Here is an 8,973-nt window from a genome sequence, read left to right on the forward strand (position 1 = left end):
GGTTTATATCCTGAAAGAGATGTCCAACACCGATTTGGTGAATCATCCCGAATTGATTGATCAGTTTCTTCCCTGGTCTAAAACACTTTCATCGGATTGCTATAAAACCAATTGATAAACATAGATTACGAGTCCTGCTCCTCCTGGAGTTGGGCTTTTTTTATGGATAGGTGCCTACAGTTTGACACTTACGTTTATTCCGGCAATGATTAACAAACAGTGGGAGTGGAAAACACCCCAGATTAATGTTCTTCTGGAGCAGGCTAATCTTGAACTGGGGAGATTGGGCAGTTACTCTGAGTTGGTTCCAAACATCGATTTATACATTAAAATGCATCTTCAGGTTGAAGCAAACAAGTCAAATCGTATCGAAGGAACGCAAACGACCATTGAAGAAGAACTCATGCCGCTCAGGGATTTAGATCCTGAAAAACGTGACGATGCCAGAGAAGTTCATAATTATATAAGAGCCCTTAAACATGGGGTGGATCGCATTATGCAGGATGATTTTCCGTTGAGCTCGCGGCTGATACGAGAAATACATAATGAATTGATGCAGGGTGTACGCGGTGAGCATAAAACCCCGGGAGAATATCGTACCAGTCAAAATTGGATCGGAGGCAGCATGCCGTCCAATGCATCCTATGTACCGCCTTCACATAACCATATCCCGGATCTGATTTCAGATTTGGAGAAATTCATTCATAACGACACAATATACGTCCCTGCACTCATCCGTATCGCCATGATTCATTATCAGTTTGAAAGCATTCATCCATTTTTAGATGGAAATGGAAGAACCGGTCGGATCATAATTCCGCTATTTTTACTCAATTCTGGCATTTTGAAAAAGCCATGTTTTTATATATCAGATTATTTTGAGATACATCGAACTGAATATTATGATGCATTAAACCGGGTTAGATTGAATCATGATATGATTGGATGGATTCTCTTTTTCTTGAAAGCTTCTGTGGAAACGGCAAAATCTGCACGGATAAAATTTGGCATGGCAGTTACTCTGGTAGATGAGTATAATCGACTTATCCCTCAGATAGGTGGCAGTGCTGAAAATGTTCAAGCAATATTTGATGCATTTTATAATAATCCGATTCAAAATGCAGTTGTTTTATCCGAATCAAATTCGATCAGCAAACAGACAGTTAGTCGTATTTTAACAGCAATGCATGAGAAAGGAATTTTAGATGAGATCACAGGATATTCAAGAAATCGTATCTATGCTATGAAAAAATATCTTGATGTTTTTCGTGTTTGATTTTTTTGAATGAATAAAACCTTTTAATTTTTCAAAAGAGTCATAATCAATTTCAAATCAAAAACGTCACGAAATAAACCATAGTTCCAAAAAAGCCAAAAATTGGAACTATAAAAATCCATAGTTCCAAAAAAGCCAAAAATTGGAGCTATAAAAATCCATCGTTTTAAAAAAGCCAAAAACTGAAACTCAGAGCAGCTGAAATACGCTTTTACCAGTCATCAGAAAGCCGCCATCAAGTTATTATCAAAACGAGGTAAGCTTATGTCATCAAATTTTGAATACCTAAAAAAAACTGCCCTTTATCGTCAAGCAGGGGAATCTGGCCGTGCATACCGAAAAATCCGTATCCAAAAGCGATGCGTATGGTTTAATCGATTTAACGGCGACCCAGAGCTGATGGATGAATATACCCGCAATCCCGACGAACTAGTTCGGTTGGAAAAGAATTATTGATCGGTGCCTGCCCCTTAACTTATTGAGACAGCATAGGTATTTCCAGTTTAAAATTTAATGTAACTAGATATTTATATTTTCCATTATTGATAGCAAGAGCCTTTTTGTTCGAAAGGTTTCCCACCGATGACTGTGCTGTTTACGATTTTTATTGAGTTCTAATTTGACCGGGAAATGTTTTTGTGAGCCAGTACAATGCAGCATCGATTCAGAATCTCAAAGCTGGCCTGGCAATTATCGCCGAGATGTTTAACCCCAAACAGATCTGTGCAATGGTAGAAAAATTTAAATCTGACCAAACATTTCAAATTAATGCGCAATTGGCGGAGAAAAACTTCTCGAACTGGGAGGGGTCAAAAAAGCTGTTGAAGCCATGGATCGGTAAATACGCCGTGGCGAGGATCTGAGTAGGAACATGTGAAGAAAATCTTTATGGTTTAAGAAGGTGGGAGCAGCCGTTACAGATAAAAATAAAAAATCAATGAGAACGGACTATCAAGCAATTAATGGTTGGCTTGAACTGATGAAGATCTCAATCATTAAATATAACATTGAATATTTTTCAAAAGAGCGAATCGCAGCAAATAACATTATGAAACAATACTTCAAATAGCTATGATAATCCGATTTCCCCAGAGACTATTGTGAAAGTAAAATAAAATCTTAAAATTTAAAGGAGAACATTATGAACCTATCATGGGTAACTCTAACCGTAAAAAATATCGACGAATCCTTAAACTTCTATACCGAGGTGGTGGGACTGACCTTGGCGAGCCGCCGACCGGCTGGCCCCCAGATGGAGCTGGCTTTTTTAGGCGATGGCGAAACCAAGCTGGAGCTGGTCTGCAACCAGGCCGTGACAGAATTTGATATGGGCCAGAGCATCTCCCTGGGCTTTGCCGTGGCTTCGGTTGATGAGACCATGGCGGCTTTGCAGGAAAAAGGCATTGCCATTCACAGTGGCCCCTTTCAGCCCGCCCCATATATCCGCTTTTTCTTTATCACCGATCCCAATGGCCTAAAAATTCAGCTGATTGAACACCTTGCCTAAAAGCCCCGGGTTGTATAGACGGAACCTCTCGGCTCCAACCCCTCACTCACAGAACCTTGATTTCCTTTGCACAAAGTAGGTGTTCAGTGTGATTGAGAGTCCGGTGCTGGCCTATTTAATTATTGAAAATTCTGTATCGAAAGGAATTATTCCATGAAAAAATTAATTGATCCTCAAAAAAGTTCAGAAACCGTTTCTAAAATTTTACAGAAAACATACGATGCTGGTAAAAAAGCTACGGTAAACATTCAAAAAAGTGCCAAGTCTTTATCAGATAAAACTAAAAATGACAGTTATTTACGCAAGTTGAAAAAATATAATCCTATTTTCCCTGAATCTTATAGCAGCACTGATTTCAATATACCCAACATAATTATGATTGTTGATGATGCTGTGAGACGTGATGTTGATGTCTGTGAGGGTTCAGTTGGATGGCGTGGCAAAGAAAATGATATTGAAATTCTCTATCTTTATGATACCGCAATTGAAATGAGTGGAATACAGTTCATACCTATGGTTACATGCGATGCCGTTTATTGTGTTGATAGTTTTGACAGCAATCAATTTATAAAAGCTGATTATATTTTTACGAGAGCACAAGAAGAAAGATTAGCTGAGTTGAAGCATATTGCTTTTTCATTAGGAGCAAAGAGTTGTTCGATCGAAATAAGTGAATCGAATACGGAAACAAATTTAAAAAATAAAGAAAATAAATTAAGTGAAGAGGTTAGTTTAGCAAAACAAGAAGTTTCTACAGCTGAAAAATTCGAACAAAATATGTCTAAAAAGGAAAGTAATCATCGAAGAGGAAAGACAGAAATGCAATTTGAGGGAAGTAATATACCTAAAAGGCCTGTACTTAAATGGTTTGCTCATGATGGAAATATTAATAGACTTATCGAAATGAGATTTGAAAATGGCAATGCTATCAAATCGGAAATTTTAGAATTAGCAGGTTCGTCACTGACGACAATGTCTGAAAAAGCAGCATATGCTATGGATATGGCCATTAAGAAAACGGGGGTCAAAGGTAAGGCTAAAGGCAGTTCTGATATAAGTTCCCAGGTAGCAAAAGAGAGTCATAGCAAATTGATTTTCAAAATTGAATTTTAAAATGAAAAAGCAAAGTCGTATCTAGGTTCTGAAACTTTTGGACCTGGTGCCAGGCACCACTTAGCATAAAGTTATATGCATTGAGCGTCGGGCACATGGGGATGGAGAATCGTGAGCTTTTATAAAATGAAAACAGCCTATCGCTGAAGTTTGTTGATAAATGAGGACTACTCAACTTGAAGGTTATGGAAATATAAGAAATGAAACAGATAGATCAGAATTATTTGTTATGGGGTTAAAGATATGGCAAGAGGAATTATTATTTTTGGTTCAGCAGGTTCAGGAAAAACAACATTGGGGAAAATGGTCGCTGATAAGCTTGGCTTTCCATATTTCGACATAGATGATTATATATGGAGAAAAGATACTGATAAACCTTTCACAGTGATGTATACTCGTGAAAAGAAGATTAATAGATTAATGACAGATATATCGAAAAGAAGTTATTTTGTGATGGCTGGCTCAATGGATAGTTTTAATGCACCATTTGTACCATTGTTTGATTTGGCAGCACATATTACAGCATCTGCCGAAACAAGAATTGTTCGGATTCATAAAAGAGAATATGAAATATTCGGAGAAAGAATCGTCAAAGGCGGAGATATGTATGAAGAACATTGCTGTTTTCTTGATAACTCAGCTAGATATGATTTTGATGGTTCCCCGTGTAAGAAGACACATGAGCAGTGGGCTAATTCATTACCTTGTAAAGTACTACGGTTGAGTGGAGAGGAGGACTTAAATAAGAATGTTGATATAATAGTTCAAGAATATTTAAAAAAAGTTTAAAAAAAGAGATTTTAATTCTGATGATGCATGGCTCACTTAACATAATGACCTGATAACCAGCAGATATGGAAGGAGAAGGAAAATGAAACCTTGTGAAAAATGGGACGAACTGATTGAAAAAACGGTTGAATCGATGCCGGGAACAGCCCGGGATTATAAATCGGAATGGGATGCCGTCCGTTACTTTGTCGGCGATGTGATGTTTGCCATGCGTGGTGAAAATAAAGAAGGGGAGGCGCTGCTGACCATCAAGCTGCCCATTGGCGATGGTGAAATCCTCCGTTTGCGCTATCCGGATATTATTCCCGGATATTACATGAACAAACAACACTGGAATTCGATCATCCTGGACGGCGATGTGCCCGAGCAGGTGCTGGTCGACTGCATCCAACTGGCTCATCACACCGTATTCGTCAAACTGACAAAAAAGAAGCAGCGTGAAATTGAGGCAAGTATTCACGTTCCTGTAGAATAATTAAGAGGTCTTTCCCTCGAAATAAAATAGCCTTGGTGCCTGCCCCTTAACTTATAGTTGGCGGTGCTTGGTTCAACTTAACTTACAAGTCGGATTTCGATCGCTTGATTGAAGGAGAAGAAAATGAGTGACCAAGGTTTTTGGGGATAATTGTTACTTAATTTGTTTAAATTTGAAACGGATGGTGCCTAGCTCAACTTAACTTATCACTCATGAAATACCCAAGAATAAAAGATATCGATTCAAAAGAAAGAAGATAATCATGAAGTGTAAATTTATGCATACCAACATCATCGCCAAAGACTGGAAAAGGCTTTCCCAATTCTATCAGGAGGTTTTTGGATGTGTACCGGTGCCTCCGGAGAGAGACTTGCAGGGAGATTGGATTAATCGGCTGACTGGTCTCAAGGGGACACATATTCGGGGGGAACACCTCCGGGTACCAGGTTATGAAGACAATCTGCCAACACTGGAGATTTTTTCCTATGACGATGGGATCGACGGGGGAATACCGCAGATCAATCGGACGGGTTTCGGTCACATTGCTTTTGAAGTGGATGACGTAGATGCCGTGCTCAAGACATTACTGGCTGCTGGCGGTGGTCAGATTGGGGAACGAATTGTGGCCGACTATCCAAACAATGTGGTGGCAATCTTTGTATATGCCACAGATCCTGAAGGTAATATCTTAGAACTTCAGAATTGGAGAACCCGTTAATCGATATGGTTAGGTTATCGGGTAGGGTTTTAAACCCAAACCCAATTTTCGGATTACTCCATGGGCGTGGGCTTGTTGAAAATAGTGAAGATATGATAGTCAAAACGTCCCGGTGGAATGAAAGTTGTTTGTAAAGGTATGAAAACAGGAAATAAAGGGGGTGATTGCTTGAATTCAGGAGTATGGATTGCGATATATATGCCAATATTTATAGTAATCTTAGTTGTTTTACCACAACATTTTAATATGCAAAGAATAATAAATTTAAAATTTAAGAAGAAGAAGGGGTTAATAATTATGGCTAATGAGGCAATTGAAAAGTGTATAGGAAAGAAGTGCAAAATTTCTACAGGCCCATATGGAACAAACGTGGTGGGGATAATAATTGGAATAAATGAAAATTGGATAGAGGTTGAAACAAAAAAAGGCGTTCAATTTATTAATGCTGAATTTGTACAAAGTATTTATATTTTTCAAAGTTAAAAAACTGAATTTCTTTTTATGTTAGGCGCTGAATGTCATTGCGAAAATGGGGACGGAGGTTTTGTATATGCTGAAGGTGCATCACTACAATATAGTGGCGACTTTCGTATATGCCACAGATCTCGAGGGCAATATTGTGGAAATCCAGAACTAGGGCAACATTTCCCGATCATCTTAAGTCCTTATCGGATCATGTGGAAAGAAGCATCTCAGAAGGAAGCGAGAAATCATCAATTATTAGAAAACTGATTTGTTAATATTATTTGTATGAAGGTTGAAATATGGAAAGTCTAAATCAATCGGTCATTGTCTTCTTTTCAAAAGATGGTAATACACGAACCAGTGCAATGCGATTAAATAAACGACTTAATGGTAAGATCATTGAATTACAAGAAATGAAGAAAGGGAGTGCTCTTTAGGCACTTTTTAAAAAAGGGTCTAAGCTGCAGGGAAACCCCTGGAATGAAATGGCAGGAGCAACCCATGTCTATTTAATGCAGCCGATCTGGGCTAGAAATGCAGTTCCCGCCATGAATGCATTTCTTCAGAAAGTTGATTTTTCTGGGAAGCTAGTTACAATAATCACCTTTCAGCAATTTGAAGATCTCAGAAATAGTGACAAAGTCCATCAAGTCATAAAAGCGGTGGTTGAACATAAAAAAGGACATGTAAACGGGATGTATGCATTTATTGGTGGAAAAATGGGCCATTGTGCAGAAGCTAAATTGATTGATTCCCAGATAGACAGGATAGAGATTTAATAAAACGTGCCCAAGTCATGTATTGAGAGTCTACTAAAACGTAGCCAAACATTCACTTATAAAATAATACTGAACGATGCTCTTTAGAAGAAGGAGCTGACGGTTTCTGGCTCAACTTAAAATAAAAGGAGAACGAGAATGAATGAAAATAATCCGATTGAAAATACTGAGCTGACAAGCTTGCCAAACATTGGAAAAGAAATGAAAAAGCAGCTTAATGCCATTGGGATCAATACCCCCGAAGATCTGCTTGAGACAGGAAGCAAGGAAGCCTGGTTAAGGATCAGAGCTATTGATGCATCAGCCTGCTATAATCGCTTATGCGGGTTGGAGGGCGCAATTCAGGGAATTCGCTGGCATTATTTAGATGACAATCTGAAAAAAGAATTAAAAGCCTTTTATGAAGCCAATCGATAACTCTTGTCCAGGGGTCACAAGAAAGCAAGTGTAATAATTGAGGTGCGTTAAATGATATTGAGTGTCAGCAGAAGAACAGATATACCAAGTTATTATTCAGAATGGATTTATAATAGAATTAAGGAAGGCTTTCTATATGTCAGAAATCCGATGAATAGTCATCAGATCAGCAAAATAGATCTTTCACCTGAAATCGTCGATTGTATCGTCTTTTGGACAAAGAATCCGGAACCGATGATTGCGAGACTTGCTGAAATTGAAAAATATAAATACTATTTTCAATTTACGATAACCAGCTATGGTAGCGATATAGAAAAAAATCTCTCGAACAATAAAAATGAAATTCTACAAACATTTAAAAAGTTATCGAAAAAAATTGGGAAAGAGAAAGTAATATGGCGTTATGACCCCATATTTATTTCAAATAAGCATACTTATGATTACCATATAAAAGCATTCAGTGAAATGGTTCAAATGTTAAGTGGTTACACTGAAAAGGTTGTGATAAGTTTTGTCGATATATACAAAAAAACGCGAATTAACATGAGCAAAATTCAGATGATGATAATTGACGATTCTTTAATGATGAAATTTGCATTGGGATTGTCAAAAATTGCAGCAAAAAATAATATGATAATTGAAACATGCGCTGAAAATATTGATTTGTCTGAATATGGCATTGAAAATGGTCATTGTATTGACAAAAATCTTATCAAAAGAATCGTGGGGTGCCAAATAAATGTTGGGAAAGATAAGAATCAGCGTCATGAATGTGGGTGTGTAGAAAGTATTGAGGTTGGTGCTTATAATACCTGTTTAAATGGTTGTAAATATTGTTATGCAAATTTAAATAATGAAAAAGTTTTAGCAAATTACAATAGGTATGATTCTTTTTCACCGCTATTATGTAGTAAAGTAACAGAATTAGACAAAATAACGGCAAGAAAAGTAAAATCAATCAAAGTGAAAAATCAACAATTGAATTTTTTGAGCAAGTAGAAAGGCTGAAAATCATGTTAGAGAATGATATCAAAGAATTGATTGCATCTTATGGAGCCGATGTTTGCGGTATTGCAAACATCAATCGTTTTGGTGATGCACCAGTGGAATTTAATCCTAGTGATGCTTTTTGTGAATGTCAAGCCGTTATCGCTTTTGGGGTGGCGTTGCCTAAAGGGCTCACAAAGGTTAAATCACGTTTGATTTATGGACATTTTAATAACGAGGTATGTCGCATAGTGGATGAAATTGCCTTCAAAAGTGCAAAAACAATTGAAAAGGATTTTGCTGGCCTTGCGGTGCCCCTTGATAATGTTCACAAATAGTTGGACACAAATTCCAGAAAATAAGATAAACTATACACATGAATAGAAAACGACGAACATGGTCCCCAGAGGAAAAGGCAGCCATCGTGCTGGAAATCCTCAGAGAAGA

14 protein-coding genes are annotated in these 8,973 nt (G+C 37.6%); all 14 read left to right on the forward strand.

Annotated elements, in window-relative coordinates:
- The first annotated feature begins 181 nt into the window (after window positions 1–181).
- Complete coding sequence (locus tag FZC40_RS16535) at window positions 182–1,276, forward strand: Fic family protein (RefSeq protein ID WP_243135856.1); 1,095 nt, start codon at window positions 182–184, stop codon at window positions 1,274–1,276.
- 264 nt (window positions 1,277–1,540) lie between these two features.
- Window positions 1,541–1,732, forward strand: a complete 192-nt coding sequence (locus FZC40_RS16540) for a hypothetical protein (protein ID WP_148606392.1) — start codon at window positions 1,541–1,543, stop codon at window positions 1,730–1,732.
- Window positions 1,733–1,914: 182 nt separating this feature from the next.
- Window positions 1,915–2,139 carry a hypothetical protein gene (locus FZC40_RS16545; protein WP_148606394.1) on the forward strand — a complete coding sequence of 75 codons (225 nt, stop codon included), beginning with the start codon at window positions 1,915–1,917 and terminating at the stop codon, window positions 2,137–2,139.
- Window positions 2,140–2,417: 278 nt separating this feature from the next.
- A complete protein-coding gene (locus FZC40_RS16550; protein ID WP_148606396.1) occupies window positions 2,418–2,783 on the forward strand; it encodes a VOC family protein in 366 nt (121 codons plus the stop codon).
- Between the two features lie 153 nt (window positions 2,784–2,936).
- On the forward strand, window positions 2,937–3,896 hold the full coding sequence (locus tag FZC40_RS16555; protein ID WP_148606398.1) for a hypothetical protein: 960 nt from the start codon (window positions 2,937–2,939) through the stop codon (window positions 3,894–3,896).
- A gap of 243 nt (window positions 3,897–4,139) precedes the next feature.
- A complete protein-coding gene (locus tag FZC40_RS16560; protein ID WP_148606400.1) occupies window positions 4,140–4,685 on the forward strand; it encodes an AAA family ATPase in 546 nt (181 codons plus the stop codon).
- An 82-nt stretch (window positions 4,686–4,767) separates the two neighbouring features.
- The gene (locus tag FZC40_RS16565) at window positions 4,768–5,160 is read left to right on the forward strand and encodes an MmcQ/YjbR family DNA-binding protein (protein WP_148606402.1); all 393 of its coding nucleotides are present in this window, start codon (window positions 4,768–4,770) and stop codon (window positions 5,158–5,160) included.
- Between the two features lie 262 nt (window positions 5,161–5,422).
- Complete coding sequence (locus tag FZC40_RS16570) at window positions 5,423–5,878, forward strand: VOC family protein (protein ID WP_148606404.1); 456 nt, start codon at window positions 5,423–5,425, stop codon at window positions 5,876–5,878.
- Window positions 5,879–6,046: 168 nt separating this feature from the next.
- Window positions 6,047–6,361 (forward strand): hypothetical protein, encoded by a 315-nt coding sequence (locus FZC40_RS16575; protein WP_243135857.1) that lies wholly within the window; start codon window positions 6,047–6,049, stop codon window positions 6,359–6,361.
- Between the two features lie 281 nt (window positions 6,362–6,642).
- Entirely contained in the window at window positions 6,643–6,780 is a 138-nt protein-coding gene (locus FZC40_RS17225; protein ID WP_186843879.1) for a hypothetical protein, read from the forward strand.
- A gap of 48 nt (window positions 6,781–6,828) precedes the next feature.
- Window positions 6,829–7,122 carry a hypothetical protein gene (locus FZC40_RS16580; RefSeq protein ID WP_148606406.1) on the forward strand — a complete coding sequence of 98 codons (294 nt, stop codon included), beginning with the start codon at window positions 6,829–6,831 and terminating at the stop codon, window positions 7,120–7,122.
- Between the two features lie 138 nt (window positions 7,123–7,260).
- Window positions 7,261–7,539, forward strand: a complete 279-nt coding sequence (locus FZC40_RS16585; protein ID WP_148606408.1) for a TfoX/Sxy family protein — start codon at window positions 7,261–7,263, stop codon at window positions 7,537–7,539.
- A 51-nt stretch (window positions 7,540–7,590) separates the two neighbouring features.
- The gene (locus tag FZC40_RS16590; protein ID WP_148606410.1) at window positions 7,591–8,538 is read left to right on the forward strand and encodes a DUF1848 domain-containing protein; all 948 of its coding nucleotides are present in this window, start codon (window positions 7,591–7,593) and stop codon (window positions 8,536–8,538) included.
- A 14-nt stretch (window positions 8,539–8,552) separates the two neighbouring features.
- Window positions 8,553–8,864: a hypothetical protein gene (locus tag FZC40_RS16595; RefSeq protein WP_148606412.1), complete on the forward strand. Its 312-nt coding sequence runs from the start codon at window positions 8,553–8,555 to the stop codon at window positions 8,862–8,864.
- Window positions 8,865–8,973 lie beyond the last annotated feature (109 nt).

The organism is Acetobacterium tundrae, assembly GCF_008086615.1.
Taxonomy (GTDB): domain Bacteria; phylum Bacillota; class Clostridia; order Eubacteriales; family Eubacteriaceae; genus Acetobacterium; species Acetobacterium tundrae.

Coding starts and splice junctions, on each gene's coding strand:
- FZC40_RS16550 (WP_148606396.1), top strand. CDS start 2,418: ATGAACCTATCATGGGTAACTCTAACCGTAAAAAATATCGACGAATCC.
- FZC40_RS16565 (WP_148606402.1), top strand. CDS start 4,768: ATGAAACCTTGTGAAAAATGGGACGAACTGATTGAAAAAACGGTTGAA.
- FZC40_RS16585 (WP_148606408.1), top strand. CDS start 7,261: ATGAATGAAAATAATCCGATTGAAAATACTGAGCTGACAAGCTTGCCA.
- FZC40_RS16590 (WP_148606410.1), top strand. CDS start 7,591: ATGATATTGAGTGTCAGCAGAAGAACAGATATACCAAGTTATTATTCA.
- FZC40_RS16580 (WP_148606406.1), top strand. CDS start 6,829: ATGGCAGGAGCAACCCATGTCTATTTAATGCAGCCGATCTGGGCTAGA.
- FZC40_RS16570 (WP_148606404.1), top strand. CDS start 5,423: ATGAAGTGTAAATTTATGCATACCAACATCATCGCCAAAGACTGGAAA.
- FZC40_RS17225 (WP_186843879.1), top strand. CDS start 6,643: ATGGAAAGTCTAAATCAATCGGTCATTGTCTTCTTTTCAAAAGATGGT.
- FZC40_RS16555 (WP_148606398.1), top strand. CDS start 2,937: ATGAAAAAATTAATTGATCCTCAAAAAAGTTCAGAAACCGTTTCTAAA.
- FZC40_RS16560 (WP_148606400.1), top strand. CDS start 4,140: ATGGCAAGAGGAATTATTATTTTTGGTTCAGCAGGTTCAGGAAAAACA.
- FZC40_RS16595 (WP_148606412.1), top strand. CDS start 8,553: ATGTTAGAGAATGATATCAAAGAATTGATTGCATCTTATGGAGCCGAT.
- FZC40_RS16540 (WP_148606392.1), top strand. CDS start 1,541: ATGTCATCAAATTTTGAATACCTAAAAAAAACTGCCCTTTATCGTCAA.